Source organism: Streptomyces fildesensis (genome assembly GCF_016107395.1).
Classification (GTDB): Bacteria; Actinomycetota; Actinomycetes; order Streptomycetales; family Streptomycetaceae; genus Actinacidiphila; species Actinacidiphila fildesensis.
On the sequence record NZ_JAAIKO010000360.1, the window covers coordinates 1 to 241 of the forward strand.

At 67.2% G+C, this 241-nt stretch carries 1 protein-coding gene; it reads left to right on the forward strand.

The genetic code is table 11. The annotated features are described in order from the left end of the window. Positions 1 to 241, forward strand: a 241-nt coding sequence (locus C6N31_RS43185; protein ID WP_198359757.1) for a B12-binding domain-containing protein, incomplete at both ends; no start/stop codon positions are given.

Sequence of the window (241 nt, forward strand, 5' to 3'; positions counted from 1 at the left end):
GACGAGCGCCTGCAGCGGCGGATCATCGACGGCGAGAAGAACGGCCTGGACCGCGACCTGGACGAGGCGCTCACGACCCGTCCCGCGCTGGCGATCGTCAACGACACCCTGCTGGAAGGCATGAAGGTCGTGGGCGAGCTGTTCGGCTCCGGCCAGATGCAGCTGCCGTTCGTGCTGCAGTCCGCCGAGGTCATGAAGACCGCGGTCGCCTACCTCGAACCGCACATGGAGAAGTCCGACG